The 24,004-nt window shown below is 70.6% G+C and carries 24 protein-coding genes; 8 read left to right on the top strand and 16 right to left on the bottom strand.

All coding sequences use genetic code 11. The features are described 5' to 3' along the window. Nucleotides 1–53: 53 nt before the first annotated feature. The 11 genes from ACTXG6_RS19895 to ACTXG6_RS19845 all read right to left on the bottom strand — a co-directional run bounded on the left by ACTXG6_RS19895 (nt 54) and on the right by ACTXG6_RS19845 (nt 9,104). A complete protein-coding gene (locus ACTXG6_RS19895) occupies nt 54–263 on the bottom strand; it encodes a GntR family transcriptional regulator (RefSeq protein ID WP_445189291.1) in 210 nt (69 codons plus the stop codon). Next, the gene (locus tag ACTXG6_RS19890; protein ID WP_445189290.1) at nt 263–1,111 is read right to left on the bottom strand and encodes an SMP-30/gluconolactonase/LRE family protein; all 849 of its coding nucleotides are present in this window, start codon (nt 1,109–1,111) and stop codon (nt 263–265) included. The genes ACTXG6_RS19895 and ACTXG6_RS19890 overlap by 1 nt, the downstream gene beginning before the upstream one ends. Next, nucleotides 1,108–2,709 (bottom strand): class I adenylate-forming enzyme family protein, encoded by a 1,602-nt coding sequence (locus tag ACTXG6_RS19885; protein ID WP_445189289.1) that lies wholly within the window; start codon nt 2,707–2,709, stop codon nt 1,108–1,110. Before ACTXG6_RS19885 ends, ACTXG6_RS19890 begins: the two co-directional genes overlap by 4 nt. Further along, nucleotides 2,706–3,089 carry a Zn-ribbon domain-containing OB-fold protein gene (locus tag ACTXG6_RS19880; RefSeq protein ID WP_445189288.1) on the bottom strand — a complete coding sequence of 128 codons (384 nt, stop codon included), beginning with the start codon at nt 3,087–3,089 and terminating at the stop codon, nt 2,706–2,708. Before ACTXG6_RS19880 ends, ACTXG6_RS19885 begins: the two co-directional genes overlap by 4 nt. Beyond that, nucleotides 3,089–4,231, bottom strand: coding sequence for a thiolase C-terminal domain-containing protein (locus tag ACTXG6_RS19875; protein ID WP_445189287.1), 1,143 nt, complete (start codon nt 4,229–4,231; stop codon nt 3,089–3,091). The genes ACTXG6_RS19880 and ACTXG6_RS19875 overlap by 1 nt, the downstream gene beginning before the upstream one ends. A 69-nt stretch (nt 4,232–4,300) precedes the next feature. After that, the gene (locus ACTXG6_RS19870; protein ID WP_445189286.1) at nt 4,301–4,981 is read right to left on the bottom strand and encodes a GntR family transcriptional regulator; all 681 of its coding nucleotides are present in this window, start codon (nt 4,979–4,981) and stop codon (nt 4,301–4,303) included. A 74-nt stretch (nt 4,982–5,055) separates the two neighbouring features. After that, on the bottom strand, nt 5,056–6,153 hold the full coding sequence (locus tag ACTXG6_RS19865; protein ID WP_445189285.1) for a CaiB/BaiF CoA transferase family protein: 1,098 nt from the start codon (nt 6,151–6,153) through the stop codon (nt 5,056–5,058). A gap of 11 nt (nt 6,154–6,164) precedes the next feature. Next, nucleotides 6,165–6,902: an SDR family NAD(P)-dependent oxidoreductase gene (locus tag ACTXG6_RS19860; protein ID WP_445189284.1), complete on the bottom strand. Its 738-nt coding sequence runs from the start codon at nt 6,900–6,902 to the stop codon at nt 6,165–6,167. Further along, nucleotides 6,899–7,480, bottom strand: coding sequence for a hypothetical protein (locus tag ACTXG6_RS19855; RefSeq protein WP_445189283.1), 582 nt, complete (start codon nt 7,478–7,480; stop codon nt 6,899–6,901). The genes ACTXG6_RS19860 and ACTXG6_RS19855 overlap by 4 nt, the downstream gene beginning before the upstream one ends. Continuing rightward, on the bottom strand, nt 7,477–8,631 hold the full coding sequence (locus tag ACTXG6_RS19850; protein ID WP_445189282.1) for a thiolase family protein: 1,155 nt from the start codon (nt 8,629–8,631) through the stop codon (nt 7,477–7,479). Before ACTXG6_RS19850 ends, ACTXG6_RS19855 begins: the two co-directional genes overlap by 4 nt. Then, nucleotides 8,628–9,104 (bottom strand): Zn-ribbon domain-containing OB-fold protein, encoded by a 477-nt coding sequence (locus ACTXG6_RS19845; RefSeq protein ID WP_445189281.1) that lies wholly within the window; start codon nt 9,102–9,104, stop codon nt 8,628–8,630. The genes ACTXG6_RS19850 and ACTXG6_RS19845 overlap by 4 nt, the downstream gene beginning before the upstream one ends. 231 nt (nt 9,105–9,335) lie before the next feature. Here ACTXG6_RS19845 and ACTXG6_RS19840 point away from each other — a divergent pair, with 231 nt between their 5' ends. After that, nucleotides 9,336–10,829, top strand: coding sequence for an aldehyde dehydrogenase family protein (locus ACTXG6_RS19840; protein ID WP_445189280.1), 1,494 nt, complete (start codon nt 9,336–9,338; stop codon nt 10,827–10,829). Nucleotides 10,830–10,872: 43 nt separating this feature from the next. Next, nucleotides 10,873–11,988: an NDMA-dependent alcohol dehydrogenase gene (locus ACTXG6_RS19835; RefSeq protein WP_445189279.1), complete on the top strand. Its 1,116-nt coding sequence runs from the start codon at nt 10,873–10,875 to the stop codon at nt 11,986–11,988. A gap of 292 nt (nt 11,989–12,280) precedes the next feature. On the opposite strand, the gene ACTXG6_RS19830 is transcribed toward ACTXG6_RS19835, so the two are convergent. Further along, nucleotides 12,281–13,510, bottom strand: coding sequence for an IS110 family transposase (locus ACTXG6_RS19830; RefSeq protein WP_445185136.1), 1,230 nt, complete (start codon nt 13,508–13,510; stop codon nt 12,281–12,283). 230 nt (nt 13,511–13,740) lie between these two features. On the opposite strand from ACTXG6_RS19830, the gene ACTXG6_RS19825 reads away from it, so the two are divergent. The 6 genes from ACTXG6_RS19825 (at nt 13,741) to ACTXG6_RS19800 (ending at nt 19,642) form a co-directional block, all read left to right on the top strand. Continuing rightward, on the top strand, nt 13,741–14,220 hold the full coding sequence (locus tag ACTXG6_RS19825) for a nuclear transport factor 2 family protein (protein ID WP_445189278.1): 480 nt from the start codon (nt 13,741–13,743) through the stop codon (nt 14,218–14,220). A 74-nt stretch (nt 14,221–14,294) separates the two neighbouring features. After that, a complete protein-coding gene (locus ACTXG6_RS19820; RefSeq protein WP_445189277.1) occupies nt 14,295–15,059 on the top strand; it encodes an SDR family NAD(P)-dependent oxidoreductase in 765 nt (254 codons plus the stop codon). 44 nt (nt 15,060–15,103) lie between these two features. After that, a complete protein-coding gene (locus ACTXG6_RS19815) occupies nt 15,104–16,435 on the top strand; it encodes an MFS transporter (protein WP_445189276.1) in 1,332 nt (443 codons plus the stop codon). 97 nt (nt 16,436–16,532) lie between these two features. Continuing rightward, entirely contained in the window at nt 16,533–17,282 is a 750-nt protein-coding gene (locus tag ACTXG6_RS19810; RefSeq protein ID WP_445189275.1) for an alpha/beta fold hydrolase, read from the top strand. Continuing rightward, nucleotides 17,279–18,052: an SDR family NAD(P)-dependent oxidoreductase gene (locus ACTXG6_RS19805; RefSeq protein ID WP_445189274.1), complete on the top strand. Its 774-nt coding sequence runs from the start codon at nt 17,279–17,281 to the stop codon at nt 18,050–18,052. The genes ACTXG6_RS19810 and ACTXG6_RS19805 overlap by 4 nt, the downstream gene beginning before the upstream one ends. Then, the gene (locus tag ACTXG6_RS19800; RefSeq protein WP_445189273.1) at nt 18,053–19,642 is read left to right on the top strand and encodes a Na+/H+ antiporter; all 1,590 of its coding nucleotides are present in this window, start codon (nt 18,053–18,055) and stop codon (nt 19,640–19,642) included. It begins immediately after the preceding gene. Here ACTXG6_RS19800 and ACTXG6_RS19795 read toward each other — a convergent pair. The 4 genes from ACTXG6_RS19795 to ACTXG6_RS19780 form a co-directional block, all read right to left on the bottom strand. Continuing rightward, a complete protein-coding gene (locus ACTXG6_RS19795) occupies nt 19,617–19,910 on the bottom strand; it encodes a hypothetical protein (RefSeq protein WP_445189272.1) in 294 nt (97 codons plus the stop codon). The two genes, ACTXG6_RS19800 and ACTXG6_RS19795, sit on opposite strands and share 26 nt — an antisense overlap. An 815-nt stretch (nt 19,911–20,725) precedes the next feature. Next, complete coding sequence (locus ACTXG6_RS19790; protein ID WP_445190055.1) at nt 20,726–21,196, bottom strand: CPBP family intramembrane glutamic endopeptidase; 471 nt, start codon at nt 21,194–21,196, stop codon at nt 20,726–20,728. 261 nt (nt 21,197–21,457) lie between these two features. Further along, on the bottom strand, nt 21,458–21,643 hold the full coding sequence (locus ACTXG6_RS19785; protein WP_445189271.1) for a hypothetical protein: 186 nt from the start codon (nt 21,641–21,643) through the stop codon (nt 21,458–21,460). A gap of 96 nt (nt 21,644–21,739) precedes the next feature. After that, nucleotides 21,740–23,380, bottom strand: a complete 1,641-nt coding sequence (locus tag ACTXG6_RS19780; protein WP_445189270.1) for an FAD-dependent monooxygenase — start codon at nt 23,378–23,380, stop codon at nt 21,740–21,742. Between the last annotated feature and the right edge of the window lie 624 nt (nt 23,381–24,004).

Genomic DNA, 24,004 nt, shown 5'->3' with positions numbered 1-24,004 from the left:
TCTCCGACGGGTCGTTGCGAGCGCGGTGCTTCACGCAGTCGGCGAGTGCCAGATCAACGAACGTAGCTGCCCGACTGAGCGCGGGTCCGGATCTTTCCGGTGTACTCGAGCTGGCGAAGGGCATGCCGGAGGACGGCGCGGCCCACGCCGAGCCGATCGGCCAGTGCGCGCTCGGCGGGCAGCCGTGACCCTCGCGGCTGTGAGTCGACCAACTCGGTGACCGCGGCGATCACCCGGCTCATGGCCATCGGATGTCGGGGCATCAGGCCGCCCCGTCACGCAGGGGTAGTCCGGGCGCGGCGCCAGGCCGCTCGACCAGCAGTACCTTGCCGCCTTTGGCCGCGGTCACGACAAGAACCCCGAGGTCAGGACCAGCGAAGCACAGGTTGGTCGGGAAGGTGGGCCCGGGGAAGCGGATCTCCCCGGCCAGCCGTCCGTCCGGCTCGAACACGAAGATGGCGTCGGCGTCGGGTGCGGCCGCGTAGAGCCGTCCGTCCGCGTCGAGCGCGAGCCCGTCCGGCCCTCCGGCGGGTAGGACGGCTGCCTGTCCGGCGGGGACGAGTCGATCTCCCGTCCATCGGTGACGGGTGATTCGCCCTTCGTCGGTACGGGCGAGGTGCAGGATGTCGCCTTCAGGTCCGAAGGCAAGACCGTTCGGGAACGCGATGCCGTTGAGCACCACGGAGGTCGCGCCTGATCTCGGCTCGAGTGCGCACAGGCGGCCGTTGCCGGTGGCGCCCGGCAGGCCGGGATCGGTGAACCAGATGCGACCGTCGGGGCCGGCGACAAGATCGTTCGGGGCAAGGGCGCCCTCGACATTGACGTCGATGACGTTGTCGCGCTCGATTCGTTGGAGTCCGGGCGGGGTGCGGCGCGTGGAGCGGCTCGGCCGGAGCGCGGCCCCGTTCTGCGCCACCCACACAGTGCCGTCGGAACCTTCGGCCAAGCCGTTCGGTCCGCCCCCGACCTCGGTGGTGTCGACGACGCCGCCGTCGAGATCGACCTCGACGACGAGGCCCCGCGACATCGCCACGGCGAGGAGTCGATGGTCGTGGGTCCAGAGCGGGCCTTCGGTGAATCCGATGTTGGCGGCGAGGGTGTGGATGCTCACGCCGTACCTCCAGCCAGGAGGTCTCGCAGGGCTCGCTTGCTGACCTTGCCGGTGTCGGTGAGTGGCAGCTGCTCCTGGGCGAGAACCTCGATACGGGTCGGCACCTTGTAACCGGCCGCGCGTGCCTTGACGTGTGCGGTCAGCTCCGCGACGAATGCCGGCCCCTGCTCGTGGCCGCGCCGGACCACGACTGCCGCCACCATGAGCTCGTCTCCCGCGGGATCCGGTAGGCCCACCACGTAGGCCTGGTCGACAGCGCGGTGGCTACAGAGCAGTTCCTCCACCTCGATGGGGGCGATGTTGATGCCCTTGACCTTGAGCATCTCCTTGCGGCGGCCGACGACATGGAGGCGGCAGGCGTCGTCGAGGTGGCCGAGGTCACTGGTGCGGAACCACCCGCCGTCCCGGAATGCGCCGTCGTTGAGTTCGGGGCCACCGAGGTAGGCACCGATCACGCAGCCGCGCAGCTCGATCTCGCCGGTCTCGCCCGTCACTAGCGGGGTCCCGTCGGGGTCGGTGATCCTGATCTCCTGGGTGGGGACGATCGGTCCTGAGGTGCGCAGGCGGATTTCCACGGAATCGTGGGCATCGGAGACGGTGGAGTGTCCGTAGCCCTCGGTGAGCCCGTACATGCTGCAGACCTCGGTGACGCCGAGCTCCTCGATCACCAGGCGCTTGTCCTCGGCGGTGAACCCGGTCGTACCGGTGCGCAAGGACGAAATGTCGTGGCGGCCGAAGGACGGGGCGGCAAGCAGGTTGCGGGTGGTGGGCGCGAGCCCGTAGTAGACGGTGCAGCGCTCGCGGGCGATGAACTCCAGCGAGCGGTCGCCGTCGACGCGTTCTTCGAGGCAGAGCGTGACGCCGTGGGCGAGCGCGACGGGCAGCGCGTTGGAGCAGCCGTAGCCGAAGAAGAACGGGGCGGCGATCCAGAGCCGGTCGCCCGCGACGAGGTGCTGGCGGCGGCCGATCTCGTAACCGTTGCGCAGCAGCTTGCCGTGCTCGAGCGGGACCGGTTTGGGGCGGGCGGTGCTGCCGCTGGTGAACAGCAGCAGGGCGAGGTCGTCCGGCCGGGGTCCGGAGAGCGGCACGGGGCCTGCTTCGCCCGGCAGTTCGGCGTCGGCCGGCCACACCAGGGCGCCGAGGTAGCCGTCCGGACCGTTGGCGGCCGGGAAGGTCTGGGGCAGCCCAGCCGCGGTGAGCTCGGCGCGGACGTCGCGCCCGAAGATCGTCGAGTCGGTGATGACGAGCCGGACGGCGGAGCCACGCAGGACGTGCTCCAGCTCCGCGGCGCGATACCAGGTGTTGACCGGTACCACCGTGAGGCCGGCGCGGTGCGCGGCCAGGGCGGCGGTGATCCAGCGCAGCCCGTTGGGCAGCAGGATCCCGACCCGGTCGCCGCGCCGGAGGCCCGCGCCGGCGAGGAAGGCCGCGAGCCGGGTGGTGCGGTCGGCGAGCGCGGCGTAGGTCGTCCGCCCTTCAGGTCCGACTAGCGCCTCCGCGTTGGGGTGTCGGGCGGCGAGGTCGTCAAGGACCTCGGGGAGGGTGAGGGCGACCGGACCGGCCGGCCTGGTGGCGGGTGTATCGGTCGGGACGCTCATCGCGCTGCTCCATCGGGTTCGGGGCGGAACACGACGCGGGGCGGCTCACTGTGCGCGTCGACGTCCGCGATCACTGGCTGGCCGACCCGGATGTCGGCGGTGGTCAGGCCGGTGAGCGTGGTGATGATCCGGGGGCCTTCGGCGAGCTCGACGATGGCCACCGGGTAGGGCGCGGGATGCCCGGCTAGGTAGGTCTTGTGGAAGACGGCGAAGGACCAGACGGTCCCGCGTCCGGATGCGGTGAACCACTCGGCGGCGTCGCGGGTGGCGCACCGTGGGCAGATTCGGGGCGGGGGGAAGGCCGGCGTGCCGCAAGATCCGCAGCGGGCGACGCGCAACTCGCCGGCCCGCAGCCCGTCGACATGCGGTTGGACGTCCATCAGGCCTCCGTCCCGAGCAGCACCGACGACACGATCGGCGCGGCGCAGGCGTACTGGATGGTGCGCGCGCCGGGGACCTGCCGTGCTCCGCATTCCCCCCGGAGTTGGCGTACGGCTTCGACGACGAGGCCCCAGCCCTGCAGGTAGCCCTCGGAGAGCTGGCCCCCGGAGGTGTTGCAGGGCAGCTCCCCGCCCAGCCCGATGCGGCCGTCGGCCATCCATTGCCCCGCCTCGCCGGGTTTGCACCAGCCCAGGCCCTCGAGGGTGAACAGGACATTGGGACTGAAGTTGTCGTAGGCCATCAGCGCGTCGACGTCCGCGCGGTCCCGGTCCGCGGCGTGCCGAACGGCGTTGCCGACCTCGCTCAGGGCGGATGCCCAGAAGTCCTCCGGGGGGAGGTCGGACCCGGTCAGTCGAGCGCGTTGCGCGGCCCCGAGGACGTGCACGGGCCGCTTCGGCAGGTCGCGGGCGCGGTCGGCGGAGGTGAGCACCAGGGCGACGCCACCGTCGTTGATCTGGCAGTAGTCCAGGATGCGCAGCGGCTCGACGATGTAGCGGGAGGCGAGGTAGTCCTCCAGTGTCAGTGGCTGCCGGCGCAGCGCTTGCGGGTTGCGGCCGGCGTGGGTGCGGAACGTCGTGGCCACGGTGCCGAGCTGCTCGTCGCTGGTGCCGTACAGGTGGCGGTGGCGCTGCAGCATCAGCGCCGAGAAGGCCCCGGGCGAGGTCAAGCCGTACGGGGCGGTCAACGCGGGCGTGCTGCCGTAGCCCTCGCCGGCCGCGGTGGACCCGGACTTCCCGGCACCGTAGGTGGCGCCCCGGGTGCGGCCGTCATTGCCGTACACCACGGCGACGGTGTGGCACAGGCCTTCACGGATCGCCGTCGCGGCCAGCTGGATCGCGGGGCCGGTCATCCGGCCCTCCGGCGGGAGCTGCGCGGTCCAGCGCGGGTCGAGGCCGTGCTCGGCGGCGAGGCACTCGTAGCTGTCGACGCGGTGGGTCAGCAGGCCGTCGATCTCGGTGACGGCGAGCCCCGCATCGTCGAGCGCGGCACGCAGCGCCTCACCGGCAAGGTCATCGGCGGTGCGCCCGAGCGCCCCGTAGTCGGTGGTGCCGATGCCGGCGACCGAGACATGGGTGCCCATCCCGAACCTCCATTGATTCGGATGTTGGATACAAGTTGGCGGCCGTCTATGGCCAGCCGGGGATCGAGCTCAGTCGGCGAGAATGCCGTCGCGCTTGAGCGCGGCGACGACCTGGTCGCCTTCCTGGCGGACGTGCTCGCGGTTGGCCAGATCGGCCTCCACCGCGTCGCCGGCGCGCAGCGCGGCAATGATCCGGGCGTGCCCGCGGTTGGCCTGCGGGCTCGCCGCCGCGGGCAGGCTGTAGACCTCGCGCGGCAGGTTGTGCGACAGGTGCCGCAGTATGGACAGCGTCCTGCGGCTCGCCCCGGTCTTGTTGATCAGGGCGTGGAACTCCCAGTTCAGGTCGTGCACCAGATCCGGATCGTCGCTGGCGCACATCTGCTCGTGCAGCTCGTCGAGCCTGGTCAGCACTGGATTGGTGATCCGCCGGACGGCTCCGGCGGCGGCCAGTCCCTGAGCCATCCCGTACAGCTTGTAGTGGTCGGTGATGTCCTCGGACCGGATGGGCACCACGAAGGTGCCCCGGTGCGACTCGGACGTGACCAGCCCATCCATCTCGAGGGCGATCAGGGCCTCGCGCACCGGGAGCCGGCTCACCCCGAGCTCCTCAGCGATGGCGTCCTGCGGGACACGCTGGTCCGCCTTGAGCCTGCCGTCGAAGATCATGGAGCGGATGTGCTCGGCCACCTCGACGCTCAGGGCGCGGCGCCGCCCGCGCGGGCGGGAGTCGGCGCGAGCCCGTCCGGCCACCGCTGCTCCTCCCGCTCCCCTGGTCTGGAATGGATAAAGTATCACCGCGTTCGCCGGGGTGTTCTCTGCCGCGCTCATGACACACCTACCGTGGCGGGCACGCCCCAGCGCGCCAGGGCCTCGTCGAGGGGGTCGGCGGCGCGGGCGCGCAACGGGGTCCGGTCGAGGCGCGGCGCGGCGGCGGGTTGTGGCCCGTCGGGGTGGTGCTCGAGGGTGCGCCGGGCGGCGAGGTGGGCGTCGGCGGGTGCCTCGGCCAGCGACAGCACCGGGGTCACGCAAGCGTCGAGACCCTCGAAGACCGCCGTCCACTCCGCCCTGGTCCGGGTGGCGAACGCGGTCGCAACCAGCTGCTTCAGCAGCGGCCATTGCTCGCGGTCCCACTGGTCGGGCAACGCCGAGGAATCGAGCTCGAGGCCCTCCAGGAGCCGGGCCCAGAACAGCGGTTCGATGCTGCCGACGGCCATGTACTCGCCGTCGGCGGTGGCGTAGACGTCGTAGAACGGGGAGCCGGAGTCGATGTCGTTGGTGCCCGGCTCGCCGGACCACCGGCCCTGCGCCGCCCGGCTCCAGATCCCGGTCATCAGCAGGCTCACGCCGTCGACCATGGCCGCGTCGACCACCTGCCCTCGGCCGCTGTGGCCGCGTTCGAGCAGGGCGGTGACGATGCCGAAGGCGAGCATCATGCCGCCTCCGCCGTAGTCGCCGACCAGGTTCAGGGGCGGGACCGGGGCCGCGCCGCGGCGGGCGATCGAGCGCAGCGCGCCGGTGAGGGCGAGGTAGTTGATGTCGTGGCCGGCCTCGCGCGCACGGGGGCCGTCCTGTCCCCAGCCGGTCATCCGGCCGTAGACGAGCCGAGGGTTCTCCTCCTGGCAGCGTTGCGGGCCGAGTCCGAGCCGCTCCATCACGCCGGGGCGGAAGCCCTCGATCAGCACGTCGGCCCGGCGGACGAGCTCGAGTGCGCGGTCGCGCCCCTCGGACGTCTTGAGGTCGAGCCCGAGCCAGGGCCGCCCCCGGGTGAGGGCGCCGCCGTCGACCCTGCCGGCGGGCCGGTCGATCCGCACGATGTCCGCGCCGGCGTCGGCCAGCAGCATCGCGGCGAACGGGCCGGGCCCGAGACCGGCGAACTCGACGACCTTGACCCCGGCGAGGGGTCCGTCGTGGCTGTTCTGCATGGTTCTGCTCCTCATGCGGCGTAGGGGTCGCCGATGCTGCGCCCCCCGCACACGACCAGGACCTGCCCGGTCACGTAGGGGGCGGTGGCGAGGTAGGCGACGGCGTCGGCGACGTCGTCGGGACGCCCGGCGCGCCCGACCGGGATGGCATCGAGGGTGCGGCGGCGAATCTCGGGTGGCAGCCCCTCGGTCATCGGGGTCTCGACGAAGCCGGGAGCGATCGCGTTGACCGTGATCCCGCTGCGGCCGAGCTCGAGGGCGAGCGAGCGCGTCGCGCCGACCAGACCGCCCTTGGCCGTGGAGTAGGCCGTGGACCCGAACGTGCCGAGCCAGGCGCGCGATGCCAGGTTCACCACCGCTCCCCCACCCCGCTCGACCATTCCCGGGGCGGCGAGCCGGATCAGGGCGAGCGGGCCGAGCAGGTTGATCTCCAGCAGGCGCCGGAACAGGGTCGGGTCGAGCTTGCCCACCCGGGCGTCGCGCAGCACTCCGGCGCAGTTGACCAGCAGGTCCACACCGCCGAGCTCGGCGCAGCGGGCGATCGCGGCGTGCCGGGAGTCCGGATCGGTGACGTCGAGGACGACCGGGTGAAGCCGCCCCTCGATCTCCTGGGCGGCCGCGCGGACCGCTGCCTCGTCGAGGTCGGCGACCACGACGGTCGCGCCACCCCGGGCGAGGCGGGCGCAGATGCCGAGGCCGATGCCGCCGGCGCCCCCGGTGACCAGCGCGAGCTTGCCGTGCAGTGTCATGGCCGCAGCCTCCCCAGGTCGGATCCAGCCGTCAGGTAGATCTCCTGGCCGGTGATGTACTGCCCGCCCGGTCCGAGCAGGGTGGCGAGCTGCTCCGCCAACGCGGCGGCCAGCCCGACGGCTGCCGCGGCTACCCCGGTGTCGAGGGCGAGGACGTTCACCGTCACCGAGTCGCGGGCCAGCTCGATGGCCAGCGTGCGGGCCATCGAGAGCACGCCGTTTGTCACCGCGGCGGCACCGGCGGACCCGGTCGCCGCCATCAGCGGACCCGAGGGGAGGACGAACACCAGGCGGCCGCTTCGCACGAAGGCGAGCTCCCGCTGCACCGCTGCCAGCACCTCGTCGAGTGCGGCGCCGATGTCCGCACTGAGCCGGGCATCGGTGAGCTCGGCCAGCGGGGCGGGGGCCGGTATCCGCGGCACGACACACACCGACGGCGAGGACGGCCGGAGGGCGGCCGCGACTCGCGAGACCTCGGCGACCAGTGCCCCGCCCCCGACGACGTGCACTTCGGCGGCCGAGCCGGCACCGGCGGCGGTGCGGCGAGTTGCGGATGTCTGTGCGGACGTGGGAGTCATCGGGTCATCACCACCGTGGTGACGGAGCCGCCGTCGGTGCCGTTCACGGTGCCGCCCTTGCAGTACGCGAGCGCGGTACGGGCGCCGTCAACCTGGCGGCCGCCCGCGGTGCCGCGCAGCTGCCAGGTGAGCTCGCAGACCTGGGCGGCACCGGTGGCGCCGACGGGGTGGCCCCGGGACAGCAGACCGCCGCTGGGATTCACCGGCAGCCGGCCGCCGAGGGAGGTGTGGCCGGCCGCGGTCCAGGCGGCGCCCTGTCCGCGCGGCACGAGCCCGAGGCCCTCCGTGCGGACGATCTCCGCGATGGTGAAGCAGTCGTGCATCTCGACCAGGTCGATCTCGTCGGGGCCGACCCCCGAGAGCTTCCAGGCCTGCTCCCCCGCCCGGCGGGAGACGTCCTCCGCGTTCAGGTCACCGAGCCCGGTCTGCACGGATCCGCTGACCAGCCCGACCCCCACGACTCTGGGCACCGGCCCGCCGATCCCGAGCCGGCGCAGACCGGAGGGGCTGCACAGCAGCACCGCGGCGGCTCCGTCCGAGATCGGGCTGCAGTCCAGCAGGCCGAGCGGCTCGGCGATCGGCCGGGCGCCGAGCACCTGGGCCAGGGAGATCGGCTGCTGGTACTGCGCGAACGGGTTGTGCACCGAGTGCGCGTGGTTCTTCACTGCCACGGCGGCGATCTGCTCGCGGGTGGCATCGTGGTCGGCCATATAGCGTCGTGCGCTCATCGCGTGCCCGGCCGCCATCACGTAGCCGACGGCGGCATCCAGGTCACCGGGATCGGGCCGGACACCGCCGGAGATCCGGTCGGTCATCTTCTCCACGCCGATCACGAGGACGACGTCGTGCAGCCCGGCGGACAGCGCGACCCACGCCTCCCGGATCGCCGTCGCGCCACTGGCGCAGTAGTTCTCGTGGTTGGACACCGGCGTGCCGTCGAGCCCGAGCTGGGCGGCGACGCGCTGGCCGGCGACGGGTCCGCCGAACACGTGACCGACGTACAGGCCGTCGACCTGGGTCAGCTCCGCCCCGGCGTCGGTGAGCGCGGCGCGGGCGGCACCGACCGCCATCCGCTCGAGGGTGACCTCGGCGGGGTACTTGCCGAACCGGACCATCCCGGCCCCGGCGACATGCGCGGGTGCGAGGCTCATCCCGCCACCCCCGCCCCGGTCGCGCGGAACCGGTAGCCGAGCAGCTCGCCGCCGTCCTCGGCCGTACCGAACGCGGTCAGCTCGAGCTCGGCCGGCAGGTTGAGCGCGACCTCCTCCGGCGCGAGCCCGACGAGGGTGGACATCAGCCGGACCTGGTCGGAGGGTAGGTCGATCCAGGCCAGCACGTACGGCACGTCGACACCTGGCGGGGCCTGCCGGACGACCGTGAACGAGTGCACCCGCCCCTTCGGGGAGAGCGCGACCGGCTCGACGCCCTCAACGGCGCGGCAGGCCGGGCAGAACTCCCGTACCGGGAACGCCGTCGTGCAGCAGGCCAGGCAGCGCGACCCGAGCAGCCGAGGCGGCTCGAGCGTGAGTAGGCCGTCCCGGAAGGGGCGCGCGGCCGGCACTCCGTCCGGCGGTGCCGTCGTTCCGGTCGCGTGCGACGTGGTCGTGCTGTTCGTGAGGGGCATCGACGCCTCCTGCGTGCCGGTCGTCAGAGCCAGTTGGCTCGCCGTTTCAGACTTCGAAGTTAGATCTTTGATACAAGTTACACAAGCCCGGAAACCTGTTCAACCCAAGCTCTGGTCGACTTCTTGAGTCAAATACACCGACAAAAGACCAGGTCAGAGAGTTCTTGAGCGCCGCGGCTTGTGCTTCAAGCCACAGCATGTCAATGTATCAAATATCGAGAAGGGACACCGATGACTCTCACTGTCGAGACCCCCAGCATCTCCGCCGCGGTCGCCGAACGGCTCGCTCGCGCCCCGCACGTTTTCCTGGCCGGCCACGCCGAGGCCCCACTGAGCGGCGAGAGCCGGCCCGTCCTCGACCCCGCCACGGGGCGGGCGATCGGGACCGCCGCCTGCGGGGGCGCCGCCGATATCGACCGGGCCGTCGCGGCGGCCACCCGCGCCTTCGACCCGGCCTCCCCGTGGCGCACCATGACACCGCTCGAGCGCGGCAAGGTCCTGCACCGGATCGGCGACGCGATCCTGGCCCGCGCCGACGAGTTCGCCGAGCTCGAGGTCCTCGACGCGGGCAAGGTGCGCGGCGCCGCGCGCGGGATCGACGTGGACTTCGCCGCCCGGGCCTTCCACTACTTCGCCGGCTGGCCCACCAAGATCGTCGGCTCGACCGTGCCGAGCTCGCACCCGGGGATCCACATCCGGACCGAGAAGGACCCTGTCGGCGTCGTCGGTGCGATCACGGCCTGGAACTTCCCGCTGCTGCTGTGCGGCTGGAAGCTCGCGCCGGCGCTGGCCAGTGGGTGCACCGTGGTCCTGAAGCCGTCCGAGGAGACGCCGCACTCCGCGCTCTGGCTCGCCGAGCTCGCGGTCGAGGCCGGCCTGCCGCCGGGCGTGCTGAACGTGGTCCCCGGACTCGGCGGAGTCGCCGGCCAGGCACTGGTCGACCACCCGGACGTCGACAAGATCACGTTCACCGGCTCGACCGCCGTCGGCAAGCGGATCGCCCGACGCGCCGCCGACCAGGTCAAACGGGTCACCCTCGAGCTGGGCGGCAAGAGCGCGAACATCATCTTCGCCGACGCCGACCTCGAAGCGGCCGTCGCGGGCTCGGCCGGCGGCATCTTCTGGCACTCCGGCCAGACCTGCAGCGCACCGTCACGGCTGTTCGTGCACCGCTCCGTGCACGACGAGGTCGTCGCGCGGCTCCGGGCGATCGCCGACGGGCTGCGCCCCGGGCACGGCCTGGACGCCGACACCGAGCTGGGTCCCCTGGTCAACGCCGCCCAGCGCGAGCGCGTCGAGGGCCACGTGCGGCTCGCCGGCGAGCAGGGCGCGACCGTGCACATGGGCCCCGAGGTGCCGAGGGACGGCTACTTCCACCCGGCCACGGTCATCTCCGACGCCAGCGATGACATGACCTGCGCCCGCGAGGAGATCTTCGGCCCCGTCCTGACCGTGCTGCCGTTCGACGACACCGACGAGGTCCTGCGCCGGGCGGACGACAGCGAGTACGGCCTGGCCGCCGGCGTCTGGACACGGAACGTCAACACCGCCCACCGGGCGACGAAGGCACTGCGCGCCGGGACCGTCTACGTCAACGGCTGGGGGCTCACCGACCCCGCCGCACCCTTCGGCGGCTTCCGCCAGTCCGGGTACGGCCGCGACCTCGGGCCGGACAGCCTCGAGGGCTACCTCGAGACCAAGTCCGTCTGGACCTTCTACGGCTGACCCCGCCGACGACCGCCGCTGATCACACCCACCAGGAGAAACCATGAAGACCCGAGCCGCCGTCCTGACCGGCTACCACAAGCCCTTCGAGATCCGGGAGGTCGAGCTCGACGAGCCCGGCCCCAACGAGGTCCTGCTCAAGATGTCCGCCGCCGGCCTGTGCCACTCCGACCTGCACATGATGGACGGCGACAACGTCGTCCGGTTCCCGATCGTCGGCGGGCACGAGGCCGCCGGGATCGTCGAACGCGTCGGCCCTGGCGTGACGAGGGTGAAGACCGGCGACCACGTCGTGTGCAGCTTCATCCCGTCCTGCGGCGTGTGCCGCTACTGCTCGACCGGCCGGCAGAACCTCTGCAACTCCGGCGCCACGATCCTCGAGGGCTCCATGCCCGACGGCACCTTCCGGATGCACGACGACGAGCTCGGCGACATCGGCGCGTTCTGCATGCTCGGCGCCTTCGCCGAGTACTCCACGGTCTCCGAGCTGTCGTGCGTGAAGGTCGACGACTGGCTGCCGCTCGACAAGGCCGTGCTCGTCGGGTGTGGCGTGCCCACCGGCTGGGGCAGCGCCGTCAACGCGGGCGCGGTGCGCCCGGGCGACACGACGGTCATCTACGGCCTCGGCGGGGTCGGCATGAACGCCGTGCAGGGTGCCGCCCACGCCGGCGCGAAGCACGTGATCTGCGTGGACCCGGTGTCGTTCAAGCGCGAGACCGCCCAGGAGTTCGGCGCCACCCACGTCTTCGCCACCGCCGATGAGGCCGCGACCGCGGTCAACCAGCTCACCTGGGGCGAAGGCGCCGACCAGGCGATCTGCGTCGTCGGCGTGATGACCGAGCAGGTCATCACCGACGCCTTCAACGTCATCGGCAAGGGCAGCACGGTCGTGGTCACCGGCGTCGCCAACCCGGAGCTGCTCACCGTGCACGTGTCCGGCTCCGACATGGTCTTCAACCAGAAGACCATCAGGGGCACCCTGTTCGGCTCCTCGAACCCGCAGTACGACATCGTCCGGATGCTGCGCCTCTACGACGCCGGGCAGCTCAAGCTCGACGAGCTGATCACCAGCAGCTACACCCTGGACCAGATCAACGACGGCTATCAGGACCTGCGCGACGGCAAGATCATCCGCGGCGTCATCGACTACTCGAAGTAACCACAGCCCGCGGCGCGGGCCGATCCCGCACGCCCAGAAGGGACGACGAATGACACCCTCTGTGTCAACCTCCGACTCGTCTGCGGTTGGCCGTGGTCGGGTTTGCGGTGGCCGCGTGTACGGCCCGGCCCCCCACGCGTCAAGGACGCTGCGCGCCCCTGCGGGGCCGGCTTCGCCGGTCCTGGACTCGCGGGCCCCTGCCGGGCCTGGGCAGGGTGAAGCCGCGGGCAGGGCGGTGCCCTGCCCGCGCTGGGGCGGCCACCGCGGTGTTCGGGTCGCGGTGGGTTCGTGGTTAGGCCGCCTGGGGTGGACCGGCGGCGTTGCCGTGTCGGGCGGGGTCGTAGGGCACGTCGTCGAGCCAGCAGCGGTAGATGACCCTGATCCAGGCGCGGGACAGTACTCGCACGGCGTGCGGGTGATCGTGACCGCGGGCTATGGCGTCGGCGTAGATCTTCGCCGCCCATGGGCTGCTGTGGCGGCTGTTATCGGCGAAGGTCGAGATCGCGGTGCGGAAGCGTTTGTTGCAGGCCCAGCGGAAGTGCACCGCGCGGTGTTTGCCGGACTGGGTGGTCACCGGGCACATCCCAGCGAGGGCTGCCACGGCCTCGGGGCCGTCGTAGGCTTGCCGGGAGTCGCCCCACTCGGCGAGCACCTGGGCGGCGTTGATCTGACCCGACCGTGGCAGCGACGTGAAGATCTTCTCGTCCGGGTGCTCCCCGAGGTGGGCGGTCACCGAGCGGTCCAGGTCCTTACGAGCGCTACCGAGTGCGCGCAGGACCCCGACCAGGGCAAGCACCGCGTCACCGATGGCCTCGACGAGGATGGGGTCGGTAGTGCCCGCCGGCGCGGCGCGCAGTCGGGCCAACAGCTGCGCGGGGTGGCGGCGCCCACAGTAGCCATGTTTGACGCAAAACCCGCGCAGGCGCTGTTCGCCCAGGTGCGCGGCGTGGGCGGCGGTGGGGTAGCGGGTCAGGAACGCCAACGCTATCGGCGATTCGACGTCGGCGAAGATCGCTTTGGCGCCAGGCCAGTGCGCATCCAGCAGCGCGGTGAGCTGGTTGGTCGCCGCGACCCTGGCCGCGACGATGTCACCTCGGGTGCGGACCACAGTGCGCAGCGCCAGGGTCTCGGCGCGGTAAGGGGTCACCGGGCGCAGTCGATGCGCGCGCAGCCGCAGGTACTCCGCGATCACGGCCGCATCGCCGGCGTCGGACTTGGCGCCGGACAGCACTTCCCCGTCTCGCCAGGTCTTGATCGCGTTCGGGCTGACCGGCACGACCGGGTGCCCGGCCTCGAGCAGGGCATCGACCAGTCGCCCGTCGGGGCGCTCGATCGCGACCGGCACCTCCATCCGGTCGGGGCGCAGCCGACCCAGCTGGCCCAGCAGCACGGCGAAGCCCTCGGCGGTGTGCGCGATAGTGAACTCGGCGGTGATCTTGTCGGCCGCGTCGAGGACACACACCGCGTGGGTCTCGGCGGCCCAGTCGATACCGACATAGAACGGGCATTCGGGCAGGAACATCAGCTCTCCTCACAGCGGCAGCGACGACCCGGCGAGGAAGCCGATCACCGGGCGGTCACTGACTGGCGCTCTACGGCGCGTCCCTCTGTTGCCGGTCCACGGCCCCGCAAGAACCGGGGGCGGCAGTGTCATCGCGGCCCTCAAAGGGCGACCACCACAGGCCGTCACCCCGGCTCTCGCCGGATCCCAACAACAAGCACCCTGCCGGTGCCCACAAGGAGGGTGGACCAGTGACCACCACAGACCTCGGCCTCCGGGTCGAACTCCTGGAGAGCCGGCGCGAGATCGAGCGCCTCATCTCCTGCTACGCCCACGCTTTCGACCTGCACGACGTGGACCTGCTGCGCGGGATCTGGCACGACGACGCGCAGTTGCGCCTCGGCGAACCGTTCGGCGACTTCGCCGGGATCGACCGGATCGTCAAGGCCGCTCACCTGCTCTGGGAGCAGAGCCCCCGGATGCACCACTGGATGTCGAACGCCGTGATCGACATCGACGGCGACTCCGCCACCGCGACGACCGCGCTCGACTGCTTCGTCACCAACGTCGAGCTCGGCCCGACCCAGGTCGGCGGGATCTACCGCGACCGGTTCGAGCGGCGGAACGGGCGCTGGGGCATCGTCGAGCGCGTCTTCGACCTGCACTACTTCACCCCGGTCGCCGGCTGGAAGCCGGCCCACGGCAGCGAGACCGCACCGCTGTCGTCCTGATCGACCGGAGCTGGCCAACTACCGCGGGCCGACCATCGGCCGCGCCACCACATCCCTCTCACGGAAAGCGAGTCATGAGCACCTCACCTGCCCTCACCTCCGACAACCTCTCCGGCAAGGTCGCGATCGTCACCGGCGCCGCCAGCGGGATCGGCCGGGCCACGGTCGACCTCCTCGTCGAGCGCGGCGTCCGGGTCGTCGCCGAGGACCGGAACAAAGCCGTCGAAGAGCTCGCCGGCCCGGCGATCGCACCCCTGACCGCCGACGTCACCGACGAGGACAGCGCACGGCGGGCCGTCGAGCTCGCCCGGGAACGCTTCGGCGGGCTGGACATCCTGGTCAACAACGCCGGCATCATCATCAACAAGAACGTCGTCGACATGACCCTCGACGACTGGAACTCGGTCCTCGCCGTCAACGCGACGGGGGCGTTCCTGCACTCGCGCGAGGCGATGCGCGCGATGATCCCCCAGGGGTCGGGCGCGATCGTCAACGTCGGCTCGTACGCGTGCTTCCAGGCGTTCCCGACCATCGCGGCGTACGCGGCCTCGAAGGGCGCGCTGGCCCAGCTCACCCGAGCCCTCTCGCTCGAGGCGATCGAGCACGGCATCCGGGTCAACGCGGTCGGCGTCGGCGACACCGTGACCAACATCCTCGACGACATCCACGACGACGGGCCCGGCTTCCTCGCCGAGCACGGCAGCGCGACGCCGATCGGCCGCGCCGCCCAGCCGTCGGAGATGGCGCAGGTCGTCGCATTCCTGGCGTCGGACCAGGCGAGCTACCTCGTCGGCTCGATCGTCATGGCCGACGGCGGCATGAGCGTCGCCGCGGGGTGACCGCCCTACCGTCCACCTGCTCACCCCTGCCCACGGAGCGCCTGATGAGCTCTTCCCCCAGCCCTCGCGCGGTCATCGCAGCCACTCTGATCGGCAACTTCACCGAGTGGTTCGACTTCGCCGTCTATGGCGCCGTCGCCGTCACCCTCGGCCACGTCTTCTTCCCAACGACCGACCCAGTCATCTCCCTCCTCGCCTCGCTGGGCGTGTTCGGGGTCGCTTTCATCTTCCGCCCACTTGGCGGCGCCCTGCTGGGGTCGGTCGGCGACCGGCACGGACGGCGGATCTCGCTGTCCGTCGCCGTGGTCGGGATCAGCGGGGCCACGACATTGATCGCGCTGCTCCCGTCATATGCGACGATCGGGTTCTGGGCGCCGGTGCTGCTGATCCTGCTGCGGTGCGTGCAGGGCCTCTCGGCCGGCGGCGAGTGGACCGGCGCGTCCGCCTTCCTCGCCGAGTACGCCCCCGCGGGTAGGCGCGGCGCGCGGGCCAGCCTCATCTCCGCATCCGGCGGCCTCGCGATCGTCGCTGGCACCGGGTCCGTGCTCCTGCTGGAGTCGCTGCTCGACCCGGGCCAGATGCAGTCCTGGGGCTGGCGGTTGCCGTTCCTGCTCGCTGCCCCGCTCGGGCTCGCCGGGCTCTACCTGCGGCTGCGGCTCGACGAGACCCCGGTCTACCGGGAACTGCGCCGCCGGCACGCCGTGGCCAGCAGGCCATTGCGTGAGGCGGTGCGGTCCGGGCGGCACGACCTGCTCATCGCGTTCGCCTGCGCCTCGGTCACGGGGGTCGGCTTCTACTACCTGGCCACCTACTTCGCGACCGCGATGTCGGTCGGCGGCCCCCGCACGACGGCCCTGCTCGTCTGTTCGGCGGCGCTGCTGGTCTACGTAGGGCTGTGTCCCCTGGCCGGTTGGCTCTCCGACCGAGTGGGTCGGCGGCCGATCTACGTCGGCGGCGCGCTGGCGCTCGCCGTGCTCGCCGTGCCGGTCCTGCTGCTGGTGGGGTCGGGCTCGCCAGGTCTTGCCCTGCTCGGTATGTGCCTGTTCGCGGTCCCGCAGGCGGGGCTCAACGTGATGTCCTCGATCGTGCTGGTGGAGCTGTTCCCGGCCCGCACCCGCTCCAGCGGCGCCGCCCTGGCATACAGCCTCGGCGTCGGGCCGATCGCCGGCACCGCCCCGCTGGTCGCCACGGCGCTGGCGGCGGGCACCGGCAGCCCGGTCGCGCCCGCGCTGTACCTGGTGGCGATCGCCCTCCCGGTCGGGCTCGTCCTCGCCAAGGGCCTGCCGGAGACCGCCGACCGCCCGCTCAACGACACCCGAGCCGTGTTCGGCCCCGCCGCCGCGGCCAACTGGATTTCCGCAACCGGCAACAGCTGAACCGACCCCAGCAGGAGGACTGATGGCACCGACGCCAGAGCCCACACCCGGGCTATTACCCGACTACGACGTCGCCGACGCGGGCACCGGACCGGCCGTGGTCTTCAGCCACGGCACTCTGCTCGACCGCACGATGTTCCTCCCGCAGACCGCCGCCCTCGCCGACCAATACCGCACGATCGCCTACACCAGCCGTGCCGGAACCTCCCGCTACGGCACCGAGCGTTCGCTCGACGACCTCAGTGCCGACTGCCTCGATGTCGTCGACCGTGCCGGCGTGGATCGGTTCGTCCTCCTCGGCATGTCCGTCGGCGGGTTCATGGCCATCGAATTGGCGCTGCGCCATCCCGAGCGGGTCGCGGGGCTCGTCCTGGTCGCCACCCAGGCCGACGCCTATACCGAGCAGGAGCGGCGCACCTTCGGCGCTCTGCTGGAGCCACTCGACACCGGCGGGGCAATCCCCGAGCACGTCATCGAAGCCTTCAGGCCGGTCATCTTCGGCAAGCGTGCGCTCGCCGAGCAGCCCGAACTCGTCGAGCGCTGGACGTCGAAATTGCGCCGGCGGCCCGCGCGCGCACTCTACGGCGAGTACCGCTCGTGGATCGACAAGCCGGACCGGGTCGCCGACCTCGCCCAGATCGCCGCGCCCGCCCTGATCCTGCACGGCGAGGGAGACAACGGCATCACCGTCGACCACGCGCACACCATGCACGAACGACTGCCGCATTCGACCTTCACACCCATCGCCGACTCCGGCCATCTCGTCACCGAGGAACAACCCGAGGCGGTCACCTCGGCACTCACCGGCTTCCTCGACTCGCTGACTCCCTGGGGAGGACTCTCATGACCACGAACCCAGCCACGTCCACCACCACACCGGCAACAGACATGACCGGGGAAATCGCTGTCGTCACCGGGGGCAGCCGTGGCATCGGCGCCGCCGTCGTCACCACCCTCGCCCGCGCCGGTGCCGCCGTCGTGATCGCCGGAGGCTCGGAAAAGCACGGACGCGCCCTCGCCGACGACCTCGACGGCGACTGCCGATACCTCAGCCACGACGTCAGCTCCGAGCAAGCGTGGGACCAGCTCGTCGCCCGGGTACGCGATGAGCTCGGCGACATCACGCTGCTCGTCAACAACGCCGGCGTGCTCGACCCCGGCCCCGACATCAGCGAGACCAGCGTGGCGAACTTCGACCGCCACTACCGCGTCAACCAGCTGGGCGTCTTCCTCGGCATGCGGGCGGTCGCGGGACCGATGAAGCGGGCCGGTTCCGGCTCCATCGTCAACCTGTCCTCGATTGGCGGCCACCGCGGCTATGCCAACCAGATCGGCTATTCGACCACCAAGTGGGCGGTCCGTGGCATGACCAAGTGCGCCGCCGCCGAGCTGGGTCCGTACGGCGTGCGGGTGAACTCCGTCGCTCCGGGCTTCATTAGCACCACCATGATCGACGTCATGCCGGGAGAGCAGATCGCGGCCGTTACTGCGGCCACCCCGCTGGGTCGACGCGGCACAGCGGAGGAGATCGCACGAGCCGTGTTGTTCCTCGCCTCCGCGGACTGCCCATTCATGACAGGCGCCGAACTGATCGTCGACGGCGGCCTGGCCCTCTAGATGTATAACCCCACGGCACTGACTGTCTTCGTTCTCGTTGGCCTCGCGGTCGTCGGGCTGAGCTTGGTCGCTCGCCGGACGGGGGCGAACGGGCCGGTCCTGCTCACCGCCGGCGGCGTTGCACTGAGCTTCCTGCCCGCTACCTCCGCCGTCCGGCTCCCGCCGGAGCTGGTCGTGCTGTTGTTCCTGCCCGCGCTGCTCTACTGGGAGGCGCTAACCACCTCGGTGCGCTCGATCCGCTCCGACCTTCGCACGCTCGTGCTCTCCGCGGTGTTCCTCGTCGTGGCCACCGCCGCAACCGTCGCCACCGCCGCCCATCTGGTCATCGGGTTGAGCTGGCCAGTCGCGTTTGTCCTCGGCGCCGTGGTCGCGCCCACCGATGCGACCGTCGTGGCTGCGGTCGCCCGCGGGCTCCCACACCGCCAGCTGACCATGCTGCGCGCCGAGAGCCTGGTCAACGACGGTACGGCACTGGTCATCTTCGCCGTTGCCGTGTCGGTCGCGACCGGGCAGGAGCAGTTCGACCCGCTCGGTGTTCTCGGCGATGTGGCGCTGTCCTACGGCGGTGGCGTGGCCATCGGGGTCGTGCTCGCCTGGCTAGCGATTCGCGCGCGTCGCGTCGCCCATGACCCGTTGATCGAGAACGGGGTCAGCGTGCTTACGCCGTTTGCGGCTTTCCTGCTTGCTGAGGAGATCCACGCTTCAGGTGTGCTGGCGGTCGTGGTGTGCGGGCTGGTCCTGAGCCGGCTGGGCCCCCGGACGATCCGTGCTCGCACCCGCGTCCAAGCCCATGCCTTCTGGCAGGTTGCCACCTTCCTGCTCAACGGTGCCCTGTTCGTTCTGGTTGGACTCCAGCTCCGGTCGGCCGTGCAGGCGTTGACCTCCTGGTCGCTGGGGCTCGCGGCGCTCGCGGCTCTGCTCATCGCCGCGGTAGTGATCGGTACCCGCCTGGTATGGATGAACACGGTGCCCTACCTGGTCCGCTTCATCGACAGACGTCCCGCCCAGCGGTCGCGGCGCATCCCTGCTCGTCAGCGACTTCCCCTCGCCTGGTCAGGGTTCCGCGGTGCGGTGTCCCTCGCCGCTGCGCTCGCAATACCACTCACCACAACAAACGGTGCGGGGTTCCCCGAGCGCGACCTCCTCATTGTGATCACCTTCGGCGTCATCCTGGTCACCTTGATCGGGCAGGGGCTGACGCTACCGGCAGTCCTCCGACATGGTCGGTACGCGCACGACAACCGGGTCGAGGACGAGATTCTCTGCGCCGAGCGCCGCATCGTGGAATCCGCGCTCGATGCCCTTCCCCGGCTTGCGGCCGAGTGTGACCTGCCCGGATCGGTCGTCGACCGGCTTCGCGCCGAATACGAGCAGCACCTACACCACATTGAGGACGCTGTGCACGAAGAAGACCTCACCGACCGGGGCGACGAGGAAAAGAACCTGCAGTTGGCACTGCTCGCCATCAGGCGCGGCGAACTGTTGCGCATGCAGGCCAACAGCGTCGTCGACGTCCAGGTCGTCCTCCGTGTCCAAGCCGAGCTCGACGCCGACGAGCTCCGGATCACCGGCGGATCCGCTCCCGAATGAGGAACGAGTCCCACCGCTCGGCGCGGTCGCGCACCGGGCGGCGGGCCGTCGTGGCGACGCAGCAGTGCCGCTCGCCGGCCACGAAGATGGCGACGTTGGCACGGGTGCCGAGTTCGTCAAGGGTGAAGCGGACAACGCTCGCCGCGAGCACGCCATCATCTCGGGACAACGCCGCCGCGTCGTTGCAGGCCGCCTTCTCGTCGCGGTAGATCGCCTGCGTCGGGCGAACCTCCTCCGCCAGGGTGGCGTGTACCGTCCAGACGTTCACCACGGCAGGTCCGAGCTACTGCGAAGCAAAATGATCACGCACCCCGACGCTAAGCGACGATGATCAACTTCGGCTACAACGCCAACCAAATGGCTGAGCGGCGTCCGTCACCCTGATCCCGCCAATGAGGAGGATTACAGGGGGATTCGATCTTCAGTCGATCACCAGTGATCGCTCCACAGCGCGTCTACCAGGCAAAACGAGTGAGGCGGGTGGGGCTCGAACCCACGACCTGACGGATTATGAGTCCTCTCGGGATCCTGTCGAGTTCTGCCGCTCGACACTACGGAATGTTATTTTGGCTGGTCCGACTACCGATGTCGTGTCACGTCGTGTCGCAAGCTGGTGGGATATCCCAGTCCTGCCGTTGTCACACTGTTAGCACACTGCCGACCATCCACATTAGACAAACTCGACGACGACGCTATCACGGCGATCAGAATCAGCTCTGCCAGCAGCCCCTGCACAGAGATGCTCCAGCTGCCCAACGGACCAAACCCATGCCGAACCTCGCACCGCCATGGCGAGATCGCATAGATACGCGGCGGATTCGCCTCGGCCAACCGGCGCGCGCCGACCTACGGCTTTTCAGATCTCCGCTCAACCGTTTACACAGCGTCCGTTGTCCCTCCTTTGCTGGTCAGCGACATCCGTGACGCCGCTGGAACTCGCTGAACCGTACGGAACTGAGCCCCGAACTGAGCCCCGCGGCCCGCCGGCAACCCCGGCGATCTCCTCCCGGGCAACACAGCGCGCGATCTCCTCGATCTCGCCGACGGTAGGGCTCTCGCGCCGATAGGCCTGGAGTTCGAGGCTCATCTTGTCGTTGCGGCCGCGGCCGGATCGGGCATTTCTTGCCGGTAGTGCTGGTAGCCCAGGCGGCCTCGGGTCAGGACGACAAGGAGCAACGCCACCGCGCTAAAGCCCACCAGTACCGGCAGAAGTCCGTACTCGTTCAGAATGGGAGCGGAAAAAAGTGGCGACACTATCCTGTTGGCGAACGTATTAAAAGACGCGTGCATCAACATGGTGACGAGCAGGCTGCCCTTCGCATTGTTGAAGACCCACACCATGATGACGGTCAGCGCGGTGGTCATGACAATGAACATGACCATGTAGGCAATGGTGGGCGGCGTCCAGACCCCGCTCCAAAACAGCGGAAAATGCCACAAGGCCCACAGCACTCCCAAGATGAGGCTTCCGACCAAGGGACCGTGCAATTCCTGCAAGCGCGGTAGTGCAAACCCGCGCCAGCCAGGCTCTTCACCCAGCGGCCCTCCGAGGATGAGCGTAGAGACAAGGCAAGGGGATAGGACAGAACCAGCGAGAGCGTGAGTGATTGATACGATCCCAGAACCCCCGGCAGGACGATCGCGCCGAGCACCTCAACAGCGGGGATGACCAGGAGAATAAACAGGTACCACCGAAAATTTACCCGCCACAGTACGTACCGACGCAGCAAGCGGTGTATGCCTGGCTTGCCTTGGGTACCCCTGTCATGATGAACGCCGATAAAGTAGGGCCTGCGAAAGTAGCCCCGGCGATCGTCAGCGCCAGCACAGGCCGAGGGATGGTAAATGGCAGGAGGCCGTGCCAGTTTGGGAGAGCACGACTGGCAATTCCACGAGCCATGCGCCGGCATATGCGATGACGAAGAAGAAGACCAGCGGGTGACAGGCGAGAAGGCCCGTGTGGGAAGTACGCGCCTGTGGATCGGCGTCGGAGGTCATCATGGCGAGACTCCTTCTATCGTCACCGTGGTTGATCAGACGCGTGTTTGGGAATTTCCCGGCCAAGCCGGGATCGTGCAGATGCCAGCTCCTCCGCGGTCAGCGAGGCGTGATGAGCAGAGCGAGGTGGGAGGCCAACTCGTCCGCGCGGGCCCGCCCGGCCCGGAATGAGACGTACTGGTCGGGCCGCACCAGGTGGCAGCATCCGCCCACCGCGCCGTACGCGGCCTGGAACTCACCCGCCGCGTCCCACACGACCGCGGCGGGCACGCCGTCCAGGGGCGCGTCCGCGACCTCGTCGGGGACGGCGGCGGTGGCCGCGAGCACGAGCACCACGTCGAGCTGGTCACGGGCCGCCTCCCGGGCCGCCGCCGCGGCAAGGGCCAGCTCCGAGATCTGGTCGCTGTCGTCGATGTAGAGCAGCAGCGCCGGCCGCAGGCCGCTGAACAGCTCGTGCAGCCGCAGTGGGAACGCGACGGCCGACCGGCACAGCTCCCGGCAGTCCGGAGCGCGCTCGCCGGGGCGCGGGCCGCCCTTGAGCGCCTCGACGCTGGCACCCTCGCCGTTCAACGTGCTGTCCGGGTAGGCGATCAGCAGCTGGGCCTCGCGCATCCGCATCGTCTCCGGGTCGTCGGCCTCGAAACCGGCCCGAGCGTGTCGCACGGTCCGGCTCACCACCTCCTCCCCGATCGGCCGCCGCTCGGCGTCATAGCTGTCCAGCAGCCCCGGAGCCGCCATGTCCCGCACCGCGAGGGCGAGCCGCCAGCCCAGCGCCACCGCATCCTGAATGCCGGTGTTCATGCCCTGGGCGCCGGTCGGTGGGTGGATGTGCGCGGCATCCCCGGCCAGGAACACTCGGTCGCGGCCGTAGGTGTCGACGATCCGGTGGCTGATCCTGAAGATCGACGACCAGCGCAGGTTCGAGGCGCGGGTGGGCTCGGGGGCGAGCCGGTCGAGGACGGCCTGCAGGTGGTGCAGCTCAGGCTTCGGGCCGGCCTCGAAGCCGTGCTCCACCGTGCCGCGCGGGTGCGCGGTGGCAAGATCGTCGGGCACCAGCATGGACACCCGGTAGCGGCGCCGGCCGGGCAGCGGGACCGCCACGAGGATGTCGTCCGGGCCGCCGTCCACGCGCCGGGTGCAGCGGACGCCGTAGCCCGGTGGCTGGTGCCAGTCGACCTCGACGTCACCGAGCATGTACTGCTCGGGGAACGCATCCCCGGCGAACGCCGCCCCGAGACCCTTGCGCACCACGCTGTGCGCCCCATCGCAGCCGACGAGGTAGTCGGCACGCACTACCGATTCCCCGTCCGGCCCCCGCAGCAACGCGGTGACGCCGTCGGCGTCCTGCTCGAAGCCAACCAGCTCGGCGCCCCGCTCTATCCGGCCGCCGAGCTCACCGAGACGTTCGGCCAGCACGCGCTCCGTCTCGTACTGCGGCAGCGCCAGGAAGCTGTACGGCACCTCCGGCGGCAGCGCCAGGTCTATGCGTGCCGCCTGCTCGCCGTCCACGTAGACGACCTGCCCGCGCATCGGCGTGCCGGCGTCGAGGGCACGCCACAACACTCCCGCCGACTCCCACAGCTCCAGGGTGCGTGGCTGCACGCCCACCGCCTTGGCGTAGCGGATCGGGGCAGTCAGCCGGTCCACCACGCGGCACTCCACACCGCGCCGACGCAGCTCAACGGCCGCTGTGAGCCCCACAGGACCCGCGCCGACGATCAACACACTGGTGTTGGACATCAAAGCCTCCACCTCGGCCCCTCTTGGGGTCACTAGATGAGTGGCGGGCGCCGGCCGCTCACGATCTCGCCGAGCCCGCCGGGCCGGAACCGCCGGGCGGGTGGCGAATCACCCCTAAACGGTGATCGTCAACCCATGGCTCGGGACGAGAGCAACAAGGGGCCATCGCACCCCGATGGTGTTCCGGCAACGCCGAACGTCGCCCGGAACACAGAGAGGCGCGTACACGGGATAACTCAGGAAACAGGTCCGGCTTCTCCCAGAGGGAGGCCCGGTACTCGCCCGCCTCAGCCCGCACATCGCGCACGCCCTCCGCCTGGGCAAGCTCGGCTCCCCAGGTCCCGCCCGCGATGAGAACCGCCAGCCCGGCGTACTGCTGGTCACCGACGACGTCACACCGGTGGCCAGCACGCCGGAGGCCGAGCACCTGCTATCGCTGCTCGACCCCGGCCCCGGCCCCGGCCCCGGCCCCGGCCCCGGCCCCGGCGGCACACTGCCCATCGCCGTACAAGCGGTCGTGGCCACCCTCTCCGCGATCGAGCGCGGCAACGCCCCACCGTCGCGCCTGCCGCGCGCCACTGTCCGCACCCGGCGGCGGCTGGCTCGACGTCCACGCCTCCCGCC

The organism is Pseudonocardia sp. Cha107L01 (assembly GCF_052566575.1).
This window is presented reverse-complemented; position numbering and strand designations above follow the sequence as displayed.

Coding starts and splice junctions, on each gene's coding strand:
- ACTXG6_RS19895 (WP_445189291.1), bottom strand. CDS start 263: ATGCCCCGACATCCGATGGCCATGAGCCGGGTGATCGCCGCGGTCACC.
- ACTXG6_RS19885 (WP_445189289.1), bottom strand. CDS start 2,709: ATGAGCGTCCCGACCGATACACCCGCCACCAGGCCGGCCGGTCCGGTC.
- ACTXG6_RS19880 (WP_445189288.1), bottom strand. CDS start 3,089: ATGGACGTCCAACCGCATGTCGACGGGCTGCGGGCCGGCGAGTTGCGC.
- ACTXG6_RS19875 (WP_445189287.1), bottom strand. CDS start 4,231: ATGGGCACCCATGTCTCGGTCGCCGGCATCGGCACCACCGACTACGGG.
- ACTXG6_RS19865 (WP_445189285.1), bottom strand. CDS start 6,153: ATGCAGAACAGCCACGACGGACCCCTCGCCGGGGTCAAGGTCGTCGAG.
- ACTXG6_RS19860 (WP_445189284.1), bottom strand. CDS start 6,902: ATGACACTGCACGGCAAGCTCGCGCTGGTCACCGGGGGCGCCGGCGGC.
- ACTXG6_RS19855 (WP_445189283.1), bottom strand. CDS start 7,480: ATGACTCCCACGTCCGCACAGACATCCGCAACTCGCCGCACCGCCGCC.
- ACTXG6_RS19850 (WP_445189282.1), bottom strand. CDS start 8,631: ATGAGCCTCGCACCCGCGCATGTCGCCGGGGCCGGGATGGTCCGGTTC.
- ACTXG6_RS19845 (WP_445189281.1), bottom strand. CDS start 9,104: ATGCCCCTCACGAACAGCACGACCACGTCGCACGCGACCGGAACGACG.
- ACTXG6_RS19840 (WP_445189280.1), top strand. CDS start 9,336: ATGACTCTCACTGTCGAGACCCCCAGCATCTCCGCCGCGGTCGCCGAA.
- ACTXG6_RS19835 (WP_445189279.1), top strand. CDS start 10,873: ATGAAGACCCGAGCCGCCGTCCTGACCGGCTACCACAAGCCCTTCGAG.
- ACTXG6_RS19830 (WP_445185136.1), bottom strand. CDS start 13,510: ATGTTCCTGCCCGAATGCCCGTTCTATGTCGGTATCGACTGGGCCGCC.
- ACTXG6_RS19820 (WP_445189277.1), top strand. CDS start 14,295: ATGAGCACCTCACCTGCCCTCACCTCCGACAACCTCTCCGGCAAGGTC.
- ACTXG6_RS19815 (WP_445189276.1), top strand. CDS start 15,104: ATGAGCTCTTCCCCCAGCCCTCGCGCGGTCATCGCAGCCACTCTGATC.
- ACTXG6_RS19805 (WP_445189274.1), top strand. CDS start 17,279: ATGACCACGAACCCAGCCACGTCCACCACCACACCGGCAACAGACATG.
- ACTXG6_RS19800 (WP_445189273.1), top strand. CDS start 18,053: ATGTATAACCCCACGGCACTGACTGTCTTCGTTCTCGTTGGCCTCGCG.
- ACTXG6_RS19785 (WP_445189271.1), bottom strand. CDS start 21,643: ATGATGACCTCCGACGCCGATCCACAGGCGCGTACTTCCCACACGGGC.
- ACTXG6_RS19780 (WP_445189270.1), bottom strand. CDS start 23,380: ATGTCCAACACCAGTGTGTTGATCGTCGGCGCGGGTCCTGTGGGGCTC.